Source organism: Nonomuraea rubra (genome assembly GCF_014207985.1).
GTDB lineage: Bacteria > Actinomycetota > Actinomycetes > Streptosporangiales > Streptosporangiaceae > Nonomuraea > Nonomuraea rubra.
Genome location: NZ_JACHMI010000001.1, coordinates 99,856 through 120,441, shown reverse-complemented (window position 1 = coordinate 120,441; position 20,586 = coordinate 99,856). Strand labels below are relative to the sequence as shown.

Sequence of the window (20,586 nt, the reverse complement as noted above, 5' to 3'; positions counted from 1 at the left end):
CGATGGCAGAGACGTTCCGAACAGGGCAGGCAGAGGCGTTCGGGCCCTGGCCGGTGATCCACCGCGAGAGCGGGTCGGCGTTCGCGTTACGGCCCGCCGTCCGGCTGGCCACGGCCGAGGACGCGCAGCGGGTCGCCGAATTGATCGCGACCGCGTTCTCCGGGCTGCGGCCCATGGCGTACCTGGTGCCCGATCGCAGGGAGCGGCACCGGATCATCGCCGCCAACTTCCGGATCTTCGTCGAGCACGCCGTCGAGCACGGCGAGATCCACCTCATCGACGACGGCCCCGCGGTGGCGGTGTGGTTCCCGTACACCTCGCCGCTGCCCGCACCGCACGACTACGACCGCAGGCTGGCCGAGGCCACGGGCGCGTGGGTGGAGCGGTTCCGCACCCTGGACGAACTCTTCGAGCGGAACCATCCGGCGGCGCCGCACCACCACCTGGCGTTCCTGGCGGTGCACCCCGACCGGCAGAACGAGGGGCTCGGCACGGCCCTGCTGCGTTACCAGCACGACCGGCTGGGCGGGCTGCCCGCGTACCTGGAGGCCAGCGACCCGCGCAACCGCGACCTCTACGCGCGGCACGGCTACCAGGCGCGGCAGCCGTTCGCGCTGCCGGACGGCGCGCTGTTCTGGCCCATGTGGCGGCCGGGCGGCGATTTGTGAGGCGTCACAGATTTGACCGCTGACATTTACTGTCCTGTCCAGTTCACAGAATGACGAGCATGGCTCATCGTGTGTCTGCGAATCCAACCGCGACCACGGGAGAGCCCTCATGCGCCGCCGTACCTTCCTGACAGCCGTGCCCGTGTCGGTGGCGTTCTCGGGGGCGGTGTGGCACGAGGCCGTGGCGTCGGTGTCCGCCGGGGAGAGCCCGTACGGGCCGCTCGGCGCGCCCGACGCCAACGGCATGGCGTTACCCGCCGGCTTCACCGGCCGCATCGTGGCCAGGTCCGGCCGGAGCGTCGGCGGCACGCTCTGGCACCCCGCGCCCGACGGCGGCGCCTGCTTCGCCGACGGCACCGGCTGGATCTACGTGTCCAACTCCGAGGTGCCGCTGATCGGCGGCGCCTCGGCGATCAGGTTCAGGGCGGACGGGTCGATCGAGCGCGCGTACCGCATCCTCAGCGGCACGAACCTCAACTGCGCGGGCGGCGCCACCCCCTGGAACACCTGGCTGTCGTGCGAGGAGATCTTCCGCGGCCGGGTCTACGAGACCGACCCGTACGGCACCCGCTCCGCCCAGCCCCGCCCCGCCATGGGCCGCTTCAAGCACGAGGCCGCCGCCTGCGACCCCGACCGCCGGGTCGTCTACCTGACCGAGGACGAGAGCGACGGCTGCTTCTACCGGTTCACCCCCACGACCTGGGGTGATCTGTCCAGCGGGCGGCTGGAGGTGCTGTGCGGCGACGGCACGGTGTGGCGCGAGGTCCCCGACCCCTCGCCCGCCGTGCTGGAGCGCCAGACCAGGCACCAGGTGCCAGAGGCCAGGCACTTCAACGGCGGCGAGGGCTGCCACTACTCCGCCGGCGTCTGCTACTTCACCGCCAAGGGCGACCGCAAGGTGTGGGCGTACGACACCGCCCGCCAGACCGTCACCGCCATCTACGACGGCACCGGCACGCTCGACGGCGTGGACAACGTGACCGGGCTGAAAGGCGATCTCTACGTGGCCGAGGACGGCGGCAACATGGAGATCAACATCATCACGCCCGACGGCGTGGTGGCCCCGATCATGCGCCTCGACGGCCAGGCGCGGTCGGAGATCACCGGGCCCGCGTTCTCGCCCGACGGGACCCGGCTCTACTTCTCCTCGCAGCGCGGCACCAGCGGCGAGTCCGCGGGCACCGGAGGCATCACCTACGAGGTGACCGGCCCCTTCCGCCGCTGACCGGCCACCGGATTCCCCACCCCCCACCCCTGCCGGAAGGAGTCCACCATGGTCCGACGCACGCTCCTCCTCCTCACCGCCGTCTGGCTCGCCCTCACCCTCGCCCCGCCCGCGCACGCCGCGCAGGCCGAGGTGTACGTGGCCCTGGGCGACTCGGCCGCCGCGGGACCGCTGGTGCCCAACCAGATCCACCTCGGCTGCCTGCGCTCCGACCGCAACTACCCGCGCCTGACGGCCCAGGCGATCGGCGCGGCCAGGTTCCGCGACGTGACCTGCTCGGGCGCCCAGACAGAGGACCTGTACCAGCCGCAGAACACCGAGCTCGGCGACGTGCCGCCCCAGCTCGACGCGCTCAGCCAGGACACCACGCTGGTCACGGTGCAGATCGGCGCCAACGACGTCGGCCTGACCGACTTCATCGAGGACTGCCTGAACCTGCTGCCCCCGCCGATCGGCGACGCCTGCAACGACGACTACAACGTGGGCGGCCAGGACAAGTGGCGGGTCGACACCGACGCGCTGCGCCCCCGCCTGACCACCATGGTCTCCGACATCCGCGCCCGCGCCCCGCAGGCCAGGATCTTCGTGGTGGGCTACGGCACGTACGCGCGGCCCGACGGCTGCTACCCGCGCGTCCCGATCATCAGGTCGGACGCGAACTACATCAGGGCCACGCTGCTGTACTTCAACCAGATGCTGGCCGAGCAGGCCGCCGCGGCCGGGGTGGGCTTCATCGACCTGCAGACGCCGAGCGTCGGCCACGACCCGTGCGCCTCGGCCGGCACGCGGTGGATCGAGCCGTACGTGCCCGCCTCGCCGGCCGCGCCGTTCCACCCGAACGCTGCGGGCATGCGCGGCTTCGCGACCGCGGTGACGGCCGCCGTCACTGGCGTGGTGTGAGGCGGCGGGCCGCCAGCGCGGCCCCGATCCGCTGGAGGTGGGCAGGGTCCATCGGGTCCAGCCCGGTCAGGACGACGACCCTGCGCAGGCGGTAGTCGACGGTGTTCGGGTGCACGTGCAGCAGCTCGGCGGTGCGCCGCCGGTCCAGGCCGGTGTCCAGGTACGCCGTCAGCGTCCTGAGCAGGTCGGGGTTGTCGAGCAGCGGGTCGAGCAGGCCCGCCAGCAGCGCCGTGGCCTGGCTCGACCGGGTGAGCTGGTATTCGAGCAGCACGTCGGCCAGGCGGTAGCCGCCCGGCGGCTGCTCGAAGACCCGCACCACCTCCAGCACCTCCTCCACCAGCCGCGCCGCCGCGGGCACGTCCTGCGGCGGCGCGCACTCGGCGGCCAGCCACACGGGCACGCCCGCCGACCTGGCCGCCGCCTCCGCCAGCTCGGCGAGCCCGGGTTCCTCCCCCTGGAGCGGCACCAGCACCAGCCCGCCGGCCGTGTCGAGCGCGGGCAGCACCGGCTCGGCCGCGAACCGCTGGAGCGCCGTCCTGAGCCGGTGCAGCTTGCGCCGCCCGGCCACGGGCGCGCCCGGCCCGTCCTCGTCGGGATGCCGCCCCGCCGCGACGGCCAGCACCAGGTAGCGCGGCGGCAGCCGCACCCCCGCCAGGGCCGCGCGGTCGCCGCCGAGCAGCGCGGCGACGGTGGCGTGCATGGCGTGCTGCTCCTGGCTGAGCAGGCTCTCGCGCTCCTCCAGGTACGCCGAGCAGACGGCCAGCGTGGCGGCCTCCATGTAGAGCAGCACGATCCGGCCGGCCTCCAGCACGTCGGCCAGGTCGTCCGGCCCGGCCCGCGCGAACAGCCGCTCGCACACCAGCCGCGCCCCCAGGTGGTAGGCCGCGAGCAGCGCTTCGAGCGGCACGCCCTCCTGGGCGCGGCGGGCCGCCGACTCCCGCAACGGCAGCAGGTCCGCCCTGGTGGGCGGGCGGCCCTCGCGGAAGGCGCGGGAGATCAGGCGCAGGTTGTGCTCGGTGATGGCCGTGATGTCGCCGTCGAGCTCCTCCTTCGGCAGCCGCCGGTAGACGGGGAGCTGCTCGGCGAAGCACCGTACGAGCCGCCTGGCCAGCTTGGCGGTCTGGCGGTCGAGCAGCTCGTGCATCGGGCACCCGGCCAGCGTGAGAACCACGCTCGAACCCTGTCAGATCCCCGCGAATCGGTGAAGGCCCCGCCGGGGGGTGGCGGGGCCTCCGGCTCTACTGGCCGGTCAGCCTGAGCCAGACCGTGTAGTCGTGCTTGTCGGACGACAGGGTGCTCCTCTCCTCGATGGTCTCGCCCGCGCTGAGGTCGTCGCACACGTGGCCGTGCGCCCACGCGTTCCCGAGGCTCTGCCCCCCGGTCTCGATCGGCGGGTCCATCTCACGCAGCTCGAAGGACTTGTTCTCGGTGTTCCGGATGATCATTGACGGGTCGTCGAAGTGCTCCGGGTTGCGGTCCCAGTTCGTGCCGCTCATCGTGACGTGGCCGTTGTGGGGATACCAGTTCCCGTCGACCTTGAAGCGGAGCTCGTCGGTGCCGTCCTTCTCCCGGGGGTTGCTCAGCTCGATGTCGTACAGCGTCACGACGCACGAGGACGCCATGGCGTACGCCGGGGCGGCGGCCACCGCCGGCGCGACCGCGCCCGCCGCGAGGGCGAGAGCGGCGATCAGTTGAGGGATGCGCATGCTCGTTCTCCTTGATGTCCGAACGCTCCGCGACTGTCGCGGAACGCGGCATCAATGTGCGGGCGGCACCGTGAGCGCATCGTTAACGCCCTGGTGAAGTCATGGAGAGCACAGGCCGAATGTAACTTTTCGCACAGTCGGCTCCCCGGGTCCGCGCTTACCCTCTCGCGCTATGAGGGAGTCGCTGACCGTGCTCCTGCTCGGCTCGCCGGAGCTGTCCGTCGGGGGTGCGCCCGTGGGCGTGCGCTCGGCCAAGGCGCGCGCCCTGCTCTGCTACCTCGCCACCACGGCCGTGCCCCGGCCGCGCGCCGAGCTGGCCACGCTGCTGTGGGGCGAGCGTCCGGACGCCAACGCCAGGGGCAGCCTGCGCCTGGCGCTGTCCGAGCTGCGCAAGGAGGTCGGCGGCTGGCTGGACGTCACCCGGGAGCACGTACGCCTGCGCGCGGCCGACGGCTGCTTCGTGGACCGCCGCCACCTGGCCCAGGCGCCGACCGTGGCCGAGGCGCTGCGGCTGTGGCGCGGGGACTTCATGGCCGGGATCTCCTTCTGCGACGCTCCCGCGTTCGCCGAGTGGCTGGAGTGCGAGCGCAGGGGCGTGCGGCTGCTGCTGCGCGAGGTGCTGCTGGCGGCCGGAAAGGACGAGCCGGCCGAGCAGGTCGTACGGCTGGCGCACCTCGTGGCGGGGCTCGACCCGTACGACGAGGAGGCGCACCGGCTGCTCATGACGGCGCTCGCCCGGGCGGGCAACCGGGCCGGGGCGCTGGCCTGCTACGACGAGCTGCGGCGGCGGCTGACCGCCGAGCTGGGCGTCGAGCCCGCGCCCGAGACCCGCGCGGTCAGGCAGCGGCTCGCCCCCTGCGCCGCCCCCGCCCGCCGCGCTCCCGTGCCCGTCCCCGCCACGCACCTGATCGGCAGGGACGCCGACGTCGGGCGCCTGCGTGCCCTGCTGGCCCGCGAACGCCTGGTCACCCTGGTGGGGCCGGGCGGCATCGGCAAGACCCGCCTGGCCATGGCCGCCGCCGTGACCTCGGCCCCCGCCGAGACGGCGTTCGTGTCGTTCGCCGGGGTGCGGCCCGAGGCGGCCGTCACCACGCTGGCCCGCCGCCTGGACGTGGACCTCTCACCACCGCGCCCCGCCCTCGACCTCCTCCTGTCGGCCCTGTCCGCGCGCCGGCGCCCGCTCCTCCTCGTCCTGGACAACCTCGAACACCTCCCCGCCCTCGACCAGGTCATCGGCGAGCTGCTCCGCGCCGCGCCGGCACTGCGCGTCCTGGCGACGAGCAGGCGGCGCCCCGACCTGCCCGGCCAGGTGACGATCAACGTCGAAGGGCTGAGCGCACCGGCCGCCGAAGCGCTGTTCGCGGCCAGGGCGGCCGTGGCGTGCCCAGGATTCGACCCCGACCGCGAGGCCTCCCTGGTCGCCGCCATCTGCGCGGCCACCGGCGGCCTCCCGCTGGCCATCGAGCTGGCGGCCGGCCTGCTGCGCGCCGTCCCCTGCGCCGACCTGGCCAGGCACCTGGACGCGGACCTCGGCCTGCTGGCGGTGCCCGGCCCCGCCGCCCGCTCGCGGCACGCCTGCATGCGCACCGTCTTCGAGACCTCCTGGCGCCTGCTGGACGAGGCGGGCCGGCGGGCGCTGGCGGCGCTGTCGGTGTTCGGCGGCGGCTGCACGCTGGACGCCGCCCTGGAGGTCGCCCGCACCAGCCCCGACGTCCTCGTCCGCCTGGTCGACCACAGCATGATCCAGCTCACCCCCTCCGGCCGGTACGCCGTCCACCCCCTCATCCAGCAGTACGCCGCCGCCCACCTGACCCCCGGCGAACGCCGCGCCGCCCGCAGGCGGCACGCCGATCACTTCGGCCGCCTGCTCGAACAGCACGCCGCCGCCCTCCAGGACGCCTCGGACGCCGAGGTCACCCGCGTGCTCGGCGCCGAGCTGGACAACCTCAGACCCGCCTGGGCGGCGTCGGGACGGCCCCGCTTCCTGGAGCTCTACTGGACGTTGTGCCTGCGGCTGCGCCTGTACGAGGAGTCGGCGGCCGTCATGCGCCGCCACCTCGCCCGTACGGCGGAGGAACCCCGGCTCCGGGCCCGCCACCTGTGGATGGCCGGAACCAGCGAGCACCAGCTCGCCAGGGAACACGAGGCCACCCGCCTGGCCAGGGCCGCACTGGAGACCCTGGGCGAGCCGCTCCCCGAGTCACGCCCCGGCCTCGCCGCCGCGACGCTGGCCGCCGCTGCCCGCCAGCTCGTCCACCGGCTGCTCCCGCCCCGCCCCACCCCCGAGGGACGCGAGGCCGCACAGGCGCTGACCATGCTGGCCCGCCTCGCCTACCACCAGCAGGACCTGCCGACGATGCTCGCCGCCTCCCTCCGCCAGCTCAACGCCGCCGAGCGCGCCGGCGACACCCCGCGGCTGGATCCCGACAAGCCGGGCAACGCCGCACAAGCGACCCACCCCGACGCGTCGGGTGACGCGGCGTTGCGGGCGGAGGCGTATGCGAACGCCGCCACGATCGCCCGCGTCGCCGGCCGCCACCGCCTGGCCAACCGCTACGGCACGCTCGCCGACCGCGCCCTCGCGAACGTCGAGCACGCCGCGGAGGCCGCGCACCGCACCCATCTGGCCCGCGGCCTGGACCACCTCTACACGGGCGCGTTCGAAGCGGCCCGCCACGCGTTCGCCGAGTGCCGCGCCAGGACGCTCGCCCCGCGCGTGGCCGAGAACTGCTCGGGCCTGCTCGCCGAGACGGCACTCTGGCAGGGCCGGTTCGAAACGGCGGCGGAGCTGTTCGCCGCCACGGCGGAGCAGGCCGCCGGCCGCCTGGGCGGCAACGACATCGCCCGCCACTGGTGCCTGCTCGGCCAGGCCGAAGCCATGCTCCGCCTGGACCCGGCACCCCCGCAACACCTCCAGCAGGTCCTGGCGGCGGCCCGCACCTCGATCGAACGCCGCCGCTCCCAGGAGAAGCAGCTCGGCCTCAGGGACGGCCCCGCCATGCGCACCATCCAGGACATGCGCCTGCTCACCGCCACCGCCCGCCTCCACACCCTGGAACGCGGCACGGCGGACGGCACCGCACGGCAGGCGCTCACCGACGTGCTCGCCCTGGCCGGACGCCTGCCATCCGCCCACCGCGGCATGCTGGAGTGCTGGTCCGGCCTCGCCGGCCTCCTCTGGTCCCTCGCCCCCCGGCCGGACCTCGTCCCGGCCGCCCGCCTCCTCCACACCCACCTGACGCGGTACGTCACCAGGAACCCGGGCGCCGCGGCCAGGATCGGCTGGTCCCGCGCCCTCGTCCTGACCGCGGCCGGCAGGCACAACCCGGCGCGCAAGGCGGCGGAGCAGGCCCTGGCCGCCGCGAACCGCCTGTCCGCACCGTACGACCAGCACAGGGCCGAGGCGATCATCCGGCACTTGGTGCGCTGACAGCCATGAAAGTTTCACGATTCTCGGGACCGCCCTGTGCGCAGCCGTTGACGGGGCGGCGGCGGGAAAGGAGGATCGGATTCCGCGCTGTTTTGGGAGCGCTCCCAACCCCCCGTCCCAAGGACCTCCATGACCCGATTGCGGGCCGCCTTACTGGCCCTTTCCACCATGGTCGCCCTGTTCCCCGCCACGGCCGCGCAGGCCGAGGACGAGGGACCCGAGCAGATCGTGAACGGTTCCTTCGACGCCGGCACCGCCCCCTGGTGGAGCACCGGCAACACCACCCTCACCGTGCAGGACGGCCGGGCCTGCGCCGACATCCCCGGCGGCACCGCCAACCCGTGGGACGTCATCATCGGCCAGAACGACCTCCCCCTGGTGGAGGGCGAGACGTACGCCTACCGGTTCTTCGCCTCCGCGACCCCGGCCAAGGTCGGCAGGGCGCTGATCCAGCTCCCCGTGGACCCCTGGACGCAGTACCTGTCGGCCGCGCCGGAGATGAGCGTCTCGGGCAACAGCTACTCCTACACGTTCACCGCTCCCGTGTCGCTGCCGAACGCGCAGGTGGTCTTCCAGTTGGGCGGCAGCGCCGAGCCTTGGAGGTTCTGCATGGACGACGTGTCGCTCAAGGGCGGCGCCGAACCAGAGGAGTACGAGCCGGACACCGGCCCGCGCGTCCGCGTGAACATGGTGGGTTACCTGCCCGCGGGCCCCAAGAAGGCCACGCTGGTCACCGAGGCGACCGAGCCGCTGGAGTGGGAGCTGAAGAACGCCGACAAGGAGACGGTCGCCAGCGGCGAGACCGTCCCCAGGGGTGTGGACGCCAGCTCCGGCCAGAACGTGCACACGCTCGACTTCGGCTCCTATCGCAAGGCGGGCGAGGGCTACACGCTGACGGCCGACGGTGAGACGAGCAGGCCGTTCGACCTCGCGGCCGACCTCTACGACCGGCTCCCGGTGGACGCGCTGAAGTTCTACTACACCCAGCGCAGCGGCATCGAGATCCGCGACGACCTCAGGCCGGGTTACGGCAGGCCCGCGGGCCACGTCGGCGTCGCGCCGAACCAGGGCGACGTGGAGGTGCCCTGCCAGCCGGGCGTCTGCGACTACAGCCTGAACGTCAAGGGCGGCTGGTACGACGCCGGCGACCACGGCAAGTACGTCGTCAACGGCGGCATCTCCGTGCACCAGCTCATGGCCACCTACGAGCGCGACAAGGCCGCGTTCGGAGACGGCCAGCTCGACATCCCGGAGAGCGGCAACGGCCGGCCGGACATCCTGGACGAGGCCCGCTGGGAGCAGGAGTTCCTGCTGAGCATGCAGGTGCCGGACGGCAAGCCGTTCGCGGGCATGGCGCACCACAAGATCCACGACCAGAACTGGACCGGCCTGCCCCTGCTGCCGCACCTGGACCCGCAGCTCCGCGAGCTGCACCCGCCGTCCACGGCGGCCACGCTGAACCTGGCGGCGACGGCCGCGCAGGCCGCCCGCCTGTACGCCCCGTACGACGCCGCGTTCGCCGCCAGGAACCTCGCGGCGGCCCGCAAGGCGTGGGCGGCGGCCAGGGCGAACCCCGAGAAGTACGCCGACCCGAACGACGGCGTCGGCGGCGGCGCGTACAGCGACGGCGACGTGAGCGACGAGTTCTACTGGGCGGCGGCGGAGCTGTTCATCACGACAGGCGAGAAGGAGTTCAGGGACTTCGTGCTGGCCTCGCCGCACCACACCGGCGACGTCTGGCGCGAGCGCGGCTTCGACTGGGGCAACACCGCCCAGCTCGGCCGCCTGGAGCTGGCGACCGTGCCGAACGCGCTGCCGGACCGGGCCCGGGTGCGGGAGTCGGTGGTCGAGGGGGCCGAGAAGTACCTGGCGATCCAGACGGCGCACCCGTACGGCCTGCCGTACAACCCGCCGGACTTCGACTGGGGCTCCAACAACCTGGTGCTGAACAACATGGTCGTCATGGCCACCGCCTACGACCTGACCGGCCGGGAGAAGTACCGCGCGGCCGTGCGTGAGGGCATGGACTACATCCTCGGCCGCAACGCGCTCAACCAGTCGTACGTCACCGGTTACGGCGAGGTGGCCTCGAAGAACCAGCACAGCCGCTGGTACGCCCGCCAGCTCGACCCCGCCCTGCCGAACCCGCCGGTCGGCACGCTGTCCGGCGGCCCGAACTCCGCCATCCAGGACCCGCTCGCGCAACGGCTGCTCACGGGCTGCAAGCCGCAGTTCTGCTACATCGACCACATCGAGTCGTGGGCCACGAACGAGCTGACCATCAACTGGAACTCCCCGCTGGCCTGGGTCTCGGCGTTCCTGTCCGACAGGGGCGGGCGCGCGGACTGCCGGGTCCGCTACACCGCGCACGGCGCGTGGCCCGGCGGGTTCACCGCGCAGGTCGTGATCGAGAACACCGGCAAGGAGCCGGTGGACGGCTGGAGCCTGCGCTGGTCGTTCCTGAGCGGTCAGCGCGCCGGGCACGCCTGGGGCGCGGCGCTGTCGCAGTCCGGCTCGGTGGTTACGGCGAAGGACCTGCGCTGGAACGGAAAGATCAAGCCGGGGCAGAAGGTGACGTTCGGGTTCAACGGCACGAACGCCTCCGGCCCCAACCCGGCGCCCGAGGTGTTCCACCTCAACGGCGTGCGCTGCAAGTAACGGAGAGAGTCCCCTGGGCGTCGCGGATGCCCAGGGGATTTCCGAATGAGCCGATCGGGGTCCTGATACGTCCTAGGGACATGAGGATCTGGCGAATCGTGCTCCTGCCCGTGCTCGTGCCGGTGCTGAGCACGTCCATGGCTCCGGCGCAGGCGGAGGTCGCCCCGAAGCGGGTGCTCGTGGAGCTGCGCAAGCAGGGCGGCTTCGCGGGGCTGAACGACCGCGTGATCGTCTTCGGCAACGGGTGCGCGCGGCTCAGCCGCCGTACGGGGCCGACCATCGACAAGTGCCTGACCGCCAAGGAGGAGCGCAGGCTGCGCGGCCAGCTCAGGCACCTGAAGATCGGCCGGTCGCAGCGGGCGCCGCAGGGGGCGGACTTCATCACGTTCACGCTGGCCTACGACAGGCGCCGGGCCAGTGTTTACGACCTGCCCGCGACCTGGCAGCCTGTGGTCAGGCACCTGGACCAGATCATGGAGAAGTACTGGGCGCCCGACTGAGTCAGTCTTCGTCCTCCAGCAGGCCTTGGGCGAACGAGCGGATCTCCTCGTCCTCCGCGGCTGCGGCGTGCATGAGCAGGTTCGGATCCTCCTCGGACCAGCGTGCGGCGACCGCGGCGGCGAACAGCCTGGCCACGAGGTCCGGCCCTTCGAGCCGGGCCACGACGTCACGCGGATCGGGCTGCTCGTCGTCGTGCCGGACCAGCCACTCGGCCGACTCCTTGACGCGGCCCGGTTCCAGGCTCATCGCCCCTGCTCTGAGCTGCTCGGTCGAGGCCTCGAACAGGAACCCGAGCACCTTCCAGCGAACGGCGCTCTCGGGATCCAGGCTCAGGTTCATGGTCTGGGCGATAAGCGGGCCGTTCCAGGTCCGGCCGTTGACGAGCACGACGTCGATCGCGAAGAAGCGCACCTGACGCAGCGGATGGGACAGCAGAGCGGGGACCTCGCCGATCAGCGCGCCGCCGAGCTCCCCCAGCTCGGACAGCAGCCAGGCGCCGGTCCGGATGAGCTTGTCGTCACCGCTGTGCAGCAGCCTGACGAGGTTGGTGACGGGGTAGCCGGCCCAGAACTCGTCGAGCAGGTCGTTGGAGGCCGGGCCTACGACGGCGTCGTCGGCCGCATGCGTCAGGAGACGCTGGATTAGGTCGTCACCGGTTTGTGTCTGCATCGGCCATCACCACCATCTCTTCCGCTTGCCTTCCTCTTCGATCTTGCGAAGAGCCTCCTGCTCTCTGCGAATTCTCTCCTCGTGCCCGACCTCCTGGCCGAGCCGGTCCTGCTCCTGCCGTCTCTTCCTGATGCTTCCCCGTAGCGCGTCCCTGGCCGCCTTGCCCTGCTCCTCCGACATGCCCCTCGTTCCGTTGGGCAGTTCGCCGTGCACCTTTCCTGTCGAGTCTCTCCTGAACCAGCCTCCGCCACCGCCGCTGCTGCCGCCGCTGCTGCCTCCACCCCGTCCGCGGCCCCTGCCACGGCCTCCGGAGTTGTCCCTGTTGTTGCGGCGGCCCATCTGGGCCATGCCGTCCCGGACGGAGCGCGGGCCGTTCGGGTTCCTGAGCCCGGAGGGCCGGACAGGCACCCGGCCACCGGCTCCGGCCAGCGCCGGAGTTCCTCCGGGGCCTCCCGGGCGGCGCAGGTTGTCCAGGATGCGGCGCATCGGATCGGTCACCCGGCGGGCCATCGCAGGAGCCAGCACCCTCCCGGTGCCCTCGGCGCCCTCGCGCATCACCTTGGCCATGGCCTGCCGCGTCAGGTACATCCGTGCGGTGGCCGCCGTGACACCCACCGCGCCGCCGAAGGCCACCGCCTGGACGACCGAGGCCAGCCCGGCCGCCGCTTGCATGCCCACGGCCACCTTCACCGCGCTCACCACGGCGGCGGTGCCGTCGAGCGCCACCGGCGCCACCCGGGCGGCGGCCGCGGCCTGGGAGACGTGGCCGCTGTCGCCGCCGACCCGGTTCCAGTGCTGCGCCGCCGCCATGGCGGACTCACCGCGGTGGAACTGCTGCGTCCTGCGGACCGACGCGTCGGCGGCCTCGCCCACCGGCTGCGATCCGGCCTGTACGGTACGCCAGGCGCCGGCGTCCTTCTTGATCTCGTCCTCGTCGATGTTCGGCCACGGCACGCCGAGCATCCCGAGGAACCCGTTCAGTTCGGGCGGGAGTGTCAGGCCCATGAGATGCGTCCCACGTCCTCGGCGATGACCGCCTCGGCCGCGCTCGTGGTTCTGGCCGTGGCGGCGAGCCCTTCTCCGGTGCCGGTGATCTCTCCAGAAACCCCCAGGAGAGCCATCAGCGAGACCTGGGTGCACTCGGCGTAGGCGGCGGCGAAGCCGCCGAACAGCCCGTCGTCACCCCAGGAGGAGACTCCGTTGCCCCGTTCCCACAGCCGCTGCAGCGCGGCCTGGTAATCCGCCCCGTGGGTGCCGACGTGCTCGGCTTCGCGCCCCATCGCACCCGACGCGATCTCGAATCCCGTCATGGCCGGTCACCATAGCGACATATGTCGGTGATCGCGTAACTATCACCGTTCATGAGATACACATCTCACTGTCAAGATCGAGGTGGGTGTGTGCCACACTGAGCCATCGATCTGTTCTGCAACGTTCACGGAGGTCGACATGCGGTCACCTGCGCCCGAGGACGACGCCGAGTACCTGGCCCAGTACCTCGCTCAGAGCCGCCAGATCATGCGTGACCTGCAGGCGGCACGGGCGGCCATCCTGCAGGTGGAGGGCCGAGCCCGCAGCGACGACGGCCTGGTCGAGGCGAGCGCCGACGGGCACGGCGGGCTGACCGGGCTGCGCATCGACCCGCGGGCGCTGCGTTCCGGCGAGGTGGAGCTCGGCCGGAAGGTGACGGAGGTCCTGCGCTCGGCCCAGGAGGACGCCGCCCGCCACGCGCAGGAGATCGCCGACAAGGTCGCGGGCAGCAGCGCGGCCCTGCCCGAGCCGCTCGACGAGACGTTCGTGCGAGCGAGGGTCGAGCAGGCGGCCCAGGATCTGCTCTAGCAAGCGACCTTCTACAGGAGGCAACACGTGTTCGGCCCGCAACTCGACCCCGCCCACATCAGAGACGAGGATCTCGATGAGGCGGCCCAGCAGGGTGAGCGGATGCTGGCCTGGCTGGAGACGGCACGGGAGGAGCTCGAGCAGGTCACCGGCGCAGGCGAGAGCCCGTCGGGCCAGGTCAGGGCGCGCGTGGACGCGAACGGCAGGGTCCTCGACGTCGCGTACGGCACCCGTGCCCTGCGGATGGGCAGCCAGGAGCTGGCGGACGAGACGCTCGCGGCGGTGCGCGTGGCAGGCGCGGACGCCGAGCGGCAGATTCACGACCTCATGCGGGAGGCGATGCCCGGCTACGACCCGGTTGCGGCCCGCGCGGAGCTGGAGGGGCTGCTGGACGGCGAGCCGCACTAGCTCTCGCTCTCCATCAAGTGATTGACCGGGAGGATGCGACCGAACTACCTTCGGTCGCATGACCTCAGGCCAGGCCGACGCGATACTCAAGGTCGCTACGCAGCTCTTCGCGGCGCTCGGCTACGACGGCACCTCCACCCGCCAGATCGCCGACGCGGCCGGGCTGAACATCGCGACCGTCAACTATCACGTGGGCGGCAAGCGGGAGCTCTACCTCGCCGTCATGGAGGCCGCGCACCGTGCGGAGAAGTCGGCGCTGGACCAGGCGCTGGCCAGGCTGGAGGACGGCGACGACCCCGTGGCCGCCATGCACCGGCTGGCCGACGACTACCTCGACTTCTGCGTGACCCACCCCGAGGTGCCCGCCCTGTGGATGCACCGCTGGCTCTCCGACGCCAGTGACGTCGCGGAGCTGGAGCGCCAGTACGTGCAGCCGCTGCTCGACGCGGTCTCCGCCGCGCTGCGTCCCGCGGTCGAGGCCGGGCTGATCGCCGCCGAGACGGATCTCGACTACACCGTGTGGAGCGTCATCTGGACCGTGCACGGTTTCGCCAAGGGCGGCGTGCTCGACGCGGAGGGCCGCCGCAGGGCGGCCGGCGACCGGGCCGCGCTGCGCCGCTTCCGCGCCCACCTGCACCAGTGCCTGCACCGCATGCTCGGCCTGCCCGGCAACCCCCGGTGAACCGGCTGCGGGCCATGTGCCCGGCTCACGACGGAGAAGGAGCTCGTGTGAACCTGCCGCCGATGGGGAGGCCCGTCGCAGACCTGCTGGCCGAGGTGGCCCGGCTCAAGCAGCACGACCTGCCGGTACGCGGCGGCCAGGTGACCGCCTACGTCTACGACACCGGCCGGGCCGAGGTGAACGACGCCGCGACCCGCGCGTACCTGGAGATGCTGGAGGTCAACTGCCTCGACCCGACCGCGTTCCCCAGCGTGGTGGAGATGGAGAAGCAGGTCGTCGGCGCGGTCGCGGACCTGCTCGGTGGTGGGCAGGGCGGCGGCCACGGCATCTTCACCAGCGGCGGCACCGAGTCGATCATGCTGGCCGTCAAGGCCGCCCGCGACCTGGCCGCCCGCCCCCGGCCGAACCTGGTGCTGCCGGTCACCGCGCACCCCGCCTTCCACAAGGCGGCCCACTACCTGGGCGTCGAGGTCAGGGCCGTGCCGGTGGACCTGGAGACGTACAAGGTGCGGGCCGGCGACATGCAGGAGGCGATCGACGGGAACACGATCCTGGTCGTGGTCTCCGCGCCGTCCTACCCGCAGGGCGTGATCGACCCGGTCGGGGAGGTGGCGGCCGTGGCCGCGGCGGCGGGCGTGCCGTGCCACGTGGACGCGTGCGTGGGCGGCTGGCTGCTGCCCTGGCTGCGGGAGGCCGGCGCGGCGGTACCGCCGTTCGACCTGTCGGTGCCGGGGGTGACGTCGATCTCCTGCGACCTGCACAAGTTCGGCTACGCGCCCAAGGGCGCCTCGGTGCTGCTGTTCGCCGACCCGGCGGCGCGGCGCAGGGCGTACTTCGCGTCGGCGGCCTGGCCCGGGTACACGATCATCAACGCGACCGTGCAGAGCTCCAGGTCGGCGGGCCCGCTCGGCGGCGCCTGGGCCACCCTGCAGGCGCTGGGCCGCGCCGGCTACGCCGAGCTGGGCCGGGCCACGCTGGAGGCGACGCGCAGGCTGCGCGCCGGCCTGGCCGCGATCCCGGGGTTACGGGTGCTCGGCGAGCCCGAGTCGTCGCTGGTGGCCTTCGCCGGCGACGGCGTGGACGTGTTCGTGCTGGCCGACGAGGCGCGGGCGCGGGGCTGGTTCCTGCAGCCGCAGCTCTCCTACGCGGGCATCCCGGCCAACCTGCACATCACGGTCACCGGGGTCACGCTGGCCGGGGTCGAGGCCATGCTGAAGGTGATCGCGGAGTCGGCGCAGGCGGCACGCGAGCGCGGGCCCGTGGTGCTGCCGGAGGGGCTGGTCGAGCTGGTGGCCGGGCTGGACCTGGAGGCGATCGACGACGCGGCGTTCGCGGGGCTGAGCTCGTCGGTCGGGGTGGACCTGCGCCCGGGGGCGGGGCAGCCGGAGATGGCGACGGTCAACACCGTCCTCGACTCGCTGCCCGCCCCCGCGAGGGAGGCGGTGCTGGTGCGCTTCCTGTCGGTCATCTACGGCCGCTGATCCACCTCAGGCGGCCGACGTGATGGCGATGCCCAGGCACATCTCGTCGCTGGTGCCGTCGCCCCAGACGACGTACCGGGGTGGGGTGTCGCGCAGCTGCGGCAGCAGGGCGCGCAGGCCGGCGTCGTGCGTGCAGGTGACCCGTACGACGTCGCCCTTCCGGACCTCCACCGGGGCGGGCAGCAGCCGCAGCGACTGGTCGTCGAAGTTGTACTGGGGCACGTCGAGCAGCGTGCGCGCCTTGGCGGTGCCCGGGTTGAGCTCCACCTTGATGGCGCGGCCGAGCAGGTGCATGTGCCCGGCCAGCGCGTGCACCGTGAACGGGGCCTCGACGGGCACGTCGCAGTGCTGGGTCGGCCCCGGCTCGGCCGGGCCGCAGTACCGCTCCAGCAGGCGCACCTGCGTCAGGCTGTCGCGTCCGAACCGCTTGCCGACGTCCCGCACGGCGGCGTCCCTGTCGCACAGCGGCCCCGACTCGCTCGGCGTGCAGGGCAGCTCGACGGGGGCGAAGAACAGCCCGGTCTCCAGCGGCTCCAGCCGCCGGTCCGTGACGCGCAGGCGGATGCCGGAGCGGTCGGTGCCGGGCTCGCCCTTCACGCCCAGCAGGTTGTAGTGCACCTGCATGATCAGGCGGCTGCCCGGCGGCAGGTCGTAGCCGTACTTCGGGTCGAGGAGCGCCTCCTTGGTGCCGGGCGCCCAGTGCGCCACCCAGCCCGCGTCGCCGATGCCGGCGTCGCCGAAGCAGGACCAGCCCTGGCCTGGGGTGCTCTCGTCCAGCTCGCGCGCCCGCTCGACCTGCTCGGGCGCGAGCCTGAAGAAGATCGCGTGGTGCACGATGGCGGTGTTCTGGGGCTCGAACCGGGCGCCGGTCAGCGACACCCGGCCGGTCAGGCCCGGGTCGATGAGGAAGCAGCGGTAGTCGTCCGTGCCGCCGTTGGGCGGCCCCGGCGTGTACGGCTCCGCCATGGAGAGGTCGAGGAACCGCTCACCCTGCCGCAGCGGGGACGCCACGGGTGCGGGCTCGGAGGCGTGCCCGGAATGCCCCGGTGAAGCCGGAGCCGCCGGAACGCCGCAGGAAGCGAGCAGGACGGCCGCGGCGAGCGCGGCGGCCGTCCGGGCGAATCGCGTCATGACGTCAACCCTCGCCCGCGGAGGGCCGCCGGGCATCCTTCCCCGGGATGCTTTCGCTACTTCCCTGGGATGACCCGCCCGTCACACCACGGTCGCGCTCTCAGGAGGTGGGGAAGGTGGCCTCGACGCGGAAGCCGCCGTCGTCCAGCGTGCGGCACACGAGCGTGCCGCCGGCCAGCTCCACGCGCGTCCGCAGGTCGGGCAGGCTCATCCCGGGGCCGGCGGCGGCCACCCAGGCGTCCGGCAGGCCGCCGGTGTTGCGGACCACGATCCGCACGTTGCCCGGCGCGTACCGCACCTGGACCCGTACCTCCGCACCGGGCGCGTGCTTGCGCACGTCGGCCAGGGCCGCCTCGGCCACCAGGTACGCCGTCCGCCCCACCAGGCCGGAGACGGGCACCGGGGTGCCGTCCACCGTCAGCTCGACCGGCACGCCGTCGCGGGCCGAGTCGATCACCAGCGGCCGCAGGTCGGGCAGCGGCAGCCCCAGGTCGAAGCCCTCGCCGGTGCCGCGCCGCAGCAGCGCCACCATGTGCCGCAGCTCGTCGAGCGCGTCGCAGCCCGTCGCGCGGATGTCCTCGGCCGCCGCCCTGGCGCGGTCGTCGCCGGCGGCCAGGGCCAGCACGCCGGCCTGCAGCACGATCCGGCTGACGCGGTGGGTGACGACGTCGTGCATCTCTCCGGCCAGCCGTTCGCGCTCGATCCGCTCGGAGCGCTCCGCCAGCTCGGCGCGGAGCCGGTCCCTGGCGGAGACGTACAGGCCGTACGTGACGGCGAGCGCGATCACCGCCTCGCTCCTGGTGATCAGTTCGAGCCGGTCGGGCAGGGTCAGCACGGCGAAGGCGATCACCAGCACCGGCGTCCAGCGGCACAGCGGGCGCCGGTCGGCCGCGAACACCACCGCGCCGTACGCGGCGAACGGCGCCGCCGGCGGCCACAGCGGCGCCCCTTCCGCGGGCAGCGGGACGGCGAACGGCACGACCAGGGCCAGCACCGGCACGGCGAGCGCGGTGCCCGCGCAGATCCACGCGACGGCGAGGGGCGCCCGGCGCATCCACAGCAGCGGCAGCGCCCCCGCCAGCACGATCACCAGCCCCGGGCCCGCATAGCCTGTCGCGGGCGTCAAGCCTGCCGCGACCAGGACCGCGGCAGCGTCGATCGGTCGCGCGCGGGCACCGTCCACCGCCTCATCGTACGATCACCCGGCGTGTCTGCCCATCCCCGGACGCGTAGCGGATCAGAGCCTGGTGATGCGGACCGCGTCGGCGATGACGTACCCCGTCGTGGAGGTCCAGCGGCTCACGCCGACCACGTTGTAGGTGCCGGCGTTCAGCGTGAAGGTGCCGAGGTCACGCCAGGCGCCGCCGCCCGTGCGCTGGTCGACGGTGACCGTCCGGTTGCCGCCGGAGGCCGCCACGACGTACGGCGTCGCGCTGTTGTAGCCGGCGTCGGCCGGGTACCACACCTCCACCCGGTAGCTCCCCGCGCTGGGCACCGCCGCGCGGAACCAGGCCGGGTCGCTGGCCGCGACCGGCTCGGCGAAGCGGTAGTCGGTGCCGTGGAGCTGCCCGGAGTACGTCGAGGTGCCCCAGGCCGAGCCGGCGGCGAACCCGGCGTCCGCGTTGTCGATCACCACGCTGAACCCGCCGGGCGACGTCGAGGTGACGGCCCGGCCGGCGCTGGGCGCGCTCTCCTGGTGGGTGCGGTTGAGCGCGGTCACGTAGTACGTGTACGCGGGTCCGGTGGCCGTGGTGTCGGTGAACGTGGTCTGCCTGGTCGTCCTGACGAGGTTGCGGGCGTCGGCGAAGAAGCACGGGTCGGCCGCCGGCGGGGTGCCGTCCACCCGGTAGACGGCGTACGACGTGCCGGAGCCCGTCCAGGAGAGCTGCACGCCGTTCGACCCCCGGGTGGCCGAGGTGATCGCGGGCGCGGCGGGCGCCGCCGCGGAGCCGCGCGCGGGCAGCAGCGCGGGCTTGCTGTAGTGCGCGTTGACGACCCTGGTGAACGCGCCGATCCGGTCGGCCTTGACGTCCTTGGCGCTGAAGTAGATGTCGCCGGCCACCTCGGGATGTTGCCGGTTGTCGTGCAGGTGGTCGCTCAGCTCGGCCGGGTCCTGCCACGCGGCGTCCTGCCCTGACGCGCCGGCCCGGTAGGCCGCCTGGCCGATCACGAGCTGCACCCCGGTGCCCCTGACCTGCTCGGACCACCAGGCGGTGAGCACCTCGTAGGCGGCCGTGGAGAAGCCCAGGTGCCAGTAGATCTGCGGCGCCAGGTAGTCCACCCAGCCCTGCTTGACCCACTGCCGGCTGTCGGCGTAGATCGCGTCGTACGACTGCAGCCCCGAGGTGCGCGAGCCCAGCGGGTCGGTGCCCGCGTTGCGCCAGATCCCGAACGGGCTGATGCCGAAGGAGACGTGCGGCTTGGCGGCGTGGATGCGCTGGTCGAGCTCGCGTACGAGCAGGTTGACGTTGTTCCGCCGCCAGTCGGCGACGTTGCCGAACGAGCCGCCGTACCTGTCGAACGTGGCCGCGTCCGGGATGCTCTGGCCGCTCACCGGATACGGGTAGAAGTAGTCGTCGAGGTGCACGCCGTCCACGTCGTAGCGGGAGACGGCGTCCATGATCGCGTCCTCGATGAAGTCGCGTACCTCCGGGATGCCCGGGTTGTAGTAGAGCTTGCCGCCGTAGGCGAAGCGCCAGCCGGGGTTCCGCCGTGCGGGGTGCGTGGCGACCAGCCTGGACGGGTCGTCGTGGTTGGCGATCCGGTACGGGTTGAACCAGGCGTGGAACTCCAGGTTGCGGGCGTGGGCCTCGTTGACCATGAAGGCGAGGGGGTCGTAGCCCGGGTTGCCGCCCTGGGTGCCGGTCAGCCACTGCGACCACGGCTCGTACGGCGAGGGCCAGAACGCGTCGGCCGTCGGCCTGACCTGCACGACCACGGCGTTCATGCGTTTGGACACGGCCAGGTCGAGCCAGGCCCGGAACTCCGCCTGCTGCGCCGACACGCTCAGCCCGGTGCGGCTGGGCCAGTCGATGTTGGCGACCGAGGACACCCACATGGCTCTGAGCTGCCGCTTCGGGGTGGCCGGATCGACGGTGCAGGCGGCTGCGACTGCGACTGGGGGGTGGAGTGGACTGACGAACGCGGCGATGAGCACCGCGAGGACGACGGTACGCAGGAGCGCGGTCACGAAGGGAAGTTTCAGCGCATTCGACAGAAAGCGCAATAGTCTTCACAAACATCGGAGGTCACTCAACCTCCGAACAAAGGCGATAAGTTTCACTTAAC

General features: G+C 72.7%; 18 protein-coding genes. 10 read left to right on the top strand and 8 right to left on the bottom strand.

From position 1 onward, the window contains the following. The first annotated feature begins 2 nt into the window (after positions 1-2). The 3 genes from HD593_RS00565 (at position 3) to HD593_RS00555 (ending at position 2,793) form a co-directional block, all read left to right on the top strand. Positions 3-668 carry a GNAT family N-acetyltransferase gene (locus tag HD593_RS00565; RefSeq protein ID WP_185100179.1) on the top strand — a complete coding sequence of 222 codons (666 nt, stop codon included), beginning with the start codon at positions 3-5 and terminating at the stop codon, positions 666-668. A gap of 109 nt (positions 669-777) precedes the next feature. Further along, complete coding sequence (locus tag HD593_RS00560) at positions 778-1,893, top strand: alkaline phosphatase PhoX (protein ID WP_185100178.1); 1,116 nt, start codon at positions 778-780, stop codon at positions 1,891-1,893. A 48-nt stretch (positions 1,894-1,941) separates the two neighbouring features. After that, the gene (locus tag HD593_RS00555) at positions 1,942-2,793 is read left to right on the top strand and encodes an SGNH/GDSL hydrolase family protein (protein ID WP_185100177.1); all 852 of its coding nucleotides are present in this window, start codon (positions 1,942-1,944) and stop codon (positions 2,791-2,793) included. Here the strand turns inward: HD593_RS00555 and HD593_RS64180 are convergent. Beyond that, entirely contained in the window at positions 2,777-3,964 is a 1,188-nt protein-coding gene (locus HD593_RS64180; protein ID WP_221524553.1) for a PucR family transcriptional regulator, read from the bottom strand. The genes HD593_RS00555 and HD593_RS64180 overlap by 17 nt on opposite strands. A gap of 67 nt (positions 3,965-4,031) precedes the next feature. Next, complete coding sequence (locus HD593_RS00545) at positions 4,032-4,499, bottom strand: hypothetical protein (protein WP_185100176.1); 468 nt, start codon at positions 4,497-4,499, stop codon at positions 4,032-4,034. 172 nt (positions 4,500-4,671) lie between these two features. Here HD593_RS00545 and HD593_RS63155 point away from each other — a divergent pair, with 172 nt between their 5' ends. The 3 genes from HD593_RS63155 to HD593_RS00530 all read left to right on the top strand — a co-directional run bounded on the left by HD593_RS63155 (position 4,672) and on the right by HD593_RS00530 (position 11,087). Continuing rightward, the gene (locus HD593_RS63155) at positions 4,672-7,929 is read left to right on the top strand and encodes an ATP-binding protein (protein ID WP_185100175.1); all 3,258 of its coding nucleotides are present in this window, start codon (positions 4,672-4,674) and stop codon (positions 7,927-7,929) included. 129 nt (positions 7,930-8,058) lie between these two features. Next, positions 8,059-10,587, top strand: coding sequence for a glycoside hydrolase family 9 protein (locus HD593_RS00535; RefSeq protein ID WP_185100174.1), 2,529 nt, complete (start codon positions 8,059-8,061; stop codon positions 10,585-10,587). Between the two features lie 80 nt (positions 10,588-10,667). After that, a complete protein-coding gene (locus HD593_RS00530) occupies positions 10,668-11,087 on the top strand; it encodes a hypothetical protein (RefSeq protein ID WP_185100173.1) in 420 nt (139 codons plus the stop codon). 1 nt (position 11,088) lies between these two features. Here HD593_RS00530 and HD593_RS00525 read toward each other — a convergent pair whose 3' ends face one another. From HD593_RS00525 to HD593_RS00515, 3 genes are read right to left on the bottom strand one after another with little or no spacing between them, the layout of a single operon-like run. Beyond that, on the bottom strand, positions 11,089-11,757 hold the full coding sequence (locus tag HD593_RS00525) for a hypothetical protein (RefSeq protein ID WP_185100172.1): 669 nt from the start codon (positions 11,755-11,757) through the stop codon (positions 11,089-11,091). 6 nt (positions 11,758-11,763) lie between these two features. Then, positions 11,764-12,762 carry a WXG100-like domain-containing protein gene (locus HD593_RS00520; protein ID WP_185100171.1) on the bottom strand — a complete coding sequence of 333 codons (999 nt, stop codon included), beginning with the start codon at positions 12,760-12,762 and terminating at the stop codon, positions 11,764-11,766. After that, the gene (locus tag HD593_RS00515; protein ID WP_185100170.1) at positions 12,753-13,067 is read right to left on the bottom strand and encodes a hypothetical protein; all 315 of its coding nucleotides are present in this window, start codon (positions 13,065-13,067) and stop codon (positions 12,753-12,755) included. Before HD593_RS00515 ends, HD593_RS00520 begins: the two co-directional genes overlap by 10 nt. 139 nt (positions 13,068-13,206) lie before the next feature. On the opposite strand from HD593_RS00515, the gene HD593_RS00510 reads away from it, so the two are divergent. From HD593_RS00510 to HD593_RS00495, 4 genes are read left to right on the top strand one after another with little or no spacing between them, the layout of a single operon-like run. Then, a complete protein-coding gene (locus HD593_RS00510; protein ID WP_185100169.1) occupies positions 13,207-13,596 on the top strand; it encodes a YbaB/EbfC family nucleoid-associated protein in 390 nt (129 codons plus the stop codon). A 27-nt stretch (positions 13,597-13,623) separates the two neighbouring features. Further along, the gene (locus HD593_RS00505) at positions 13,624-14,004 is read left to right on the top strand and encodes a YbaB/EbfC family nucleoid-associated protein (RefSeq protein ID WP_185100168.1); all 381 of its coding nucleotides are present in this window, start codon (positions 13,624-13,626) and stop codon (positions 14,002-14,004) included. A 58-nt stretch (positions 14,005-14,062) separates the two neighbouring features. After that, on the top strand, positions 14,063-14,686 hold the full coding sequence (locus HD593_RS00500; protein WP_185100167.1) for a TetR/AcrR family transcriptional regulator: 624 nt from the start codon (positions 14,063-14,065) through the stop codon (positions 14,684-14,686). 47 nt (positions 14,687-14,733) lie between these two features. Next, positions 14,734-16,167 carry a pyridoxal phosphate-dependent decarboxylase family protein gene (locus HD593_RS00495; protein ID WP_312903298.1) on the top strand — a complete coding sequence of 478 codons (1,434 nt, stop codon included), beginning with the start codon at positions 14,734-14,736 and terminating at the stop codon, positions 16,165-16,167. A 6-nt stretch (positions 16,168-16,173) separates the two neighbouring features. Here the strand turns inward: HD593_RS00495 and HD593_RS00490 are convergent, their stop codons facing one another. From HD593_RS00490 to HD593_RS00480, 3 genes are all read right to left on the bottom strand, one after another. After that, positions 16,174-17,298 (bottom strand): monooxygenase, encoded by a 1,125-nt coding sequence (locus HD593_RS00490; protein WP_185100166.1) that lies wholly within the window; start codon positions 17,296-17,298, stop codon positions 16,174-16,176. A gap of 100 nt (positions 17,299-17,398) precedes the next feature. Next, on the bottom strand, positions 17,399-18,481 hold the full coding sequence (locus HD593_RS63150) for a sensor histidine kinase (protein ID WP_185100165.1): 1,083 nt from the start codon (positions 18,479-18,481) through the stop codon (positions 17,399-17,401). Positions 18,482-18,535: 54 nt separating this feature from the next. Beyond that, positions 18,536-20,488 (bottom strand): family 10 glycosylhydrolase, encoded by a 1,953-nt coding sequence (locus tag HD593_RS00480; protein ID WP_185100164.1) that lies wholly within the window; start codon positions 20,486-20,488, stop codon positions 18,536-18,538. Between the last annotated feature and the right edge of the window lie 98 nt (positions 20,489-20,586).

Excerpts from the sequence above, each read along its gene's own strand:
- HD593_RS00500 (WP_185100167.1), top strand. The coding sequence starts at position 14,063 with ATGACCTCAGGCCAGGCCGACGCGATACTCAAGGTCGCTACGCAGCTC.
- HD593_RS00560 (WP_185100178.1), top strand. The coding sequence starts at position 778 with ATGCGCCGCCGTACCTTCCTGACAGCCGTGCCCGTGTCGGTGGCGTTC.
- HD593_RS00520 (WP_185100171.1), bottom strand. The coding sequence starts at position 12,762 with ATGGGCCTGACACTCCCGCCCGAACTGAACGGGTTCCTCGGGATGCTC.
- HD593_RS63155 (WP_185100175.1), top strand. The coding sequence starts at position 4,672 with ATGAGGGAGTCGCTGACCGTGCTCCTGCTCGGCTCGCCGGAGCTGTCC.
- HD593_RS00510 (WP_185100169.1), top strand. The coding sequence starts at position 13,207 with ATGCGGTCACCTGCGCCCGAGGACGACGCCGAGTACCTGGCCCAGTAC.
- HD593_RS00525 (WP_185100172.1), bottom strand. The coding sequence starts at position 11,757 with ATGCAGACACAAACCGGTGACGACCTAATCCAGCGTCTCCTGACGCAT.
- HD593_RS00535 (WP_185100174.1), top strand. The coding sequence starts at position 8,059 with ATGACCCGATTGCGGGCCGCCTTACTGGCCCTTTCCACCATGGTCGCC.
- HD593_RS00530 (WP_185100173.1), top strand. The coding sequence starts at position 10,668 with ATGAGGATCTGGCGAATCGTGCTCCTGCCCGTGCTCGTGCCGGTGCTG.
- HD593_RS00545 (WP_185100176.1), bottom strand. The coding sequence starts at position 4,499 with ATGCGCATCCCTCAACTGATCGCCGCTCTCGCCCTCGCGGCGGGCGCG.
- HD593_RS00515 (WP_185100170.1), bottom strand. The coding sequence starts at position 13,067 with ATGACGGGATTCGAGATCGCGTCGGGTGCGATGGGGCGCGAAGCCGAG.
- HD593_RS00490 (WP_185100166.1), bottom strand. The coding sequence starts at position 17,298 with ATGACGCGATTCGCCCGGACGGCCGCCGCGCTCGCCGCGGCCGTCCTG.
- HD593_RS00565 (WP_185100179.1), top strand. The coding sequence starts at position 3 with ATGGCAGAGACGTTCCGAACAGGGCAGGCAGAGGCGTTCGGGCCCTGG.
- HD593_RS00555 (WP_185100177.1), top strand. The coding sequence starts at position 1,942 with ATGGTCCGACGCACGCTCCTCCTCCTCACCGCCGTCTGGCTCGCCCTC.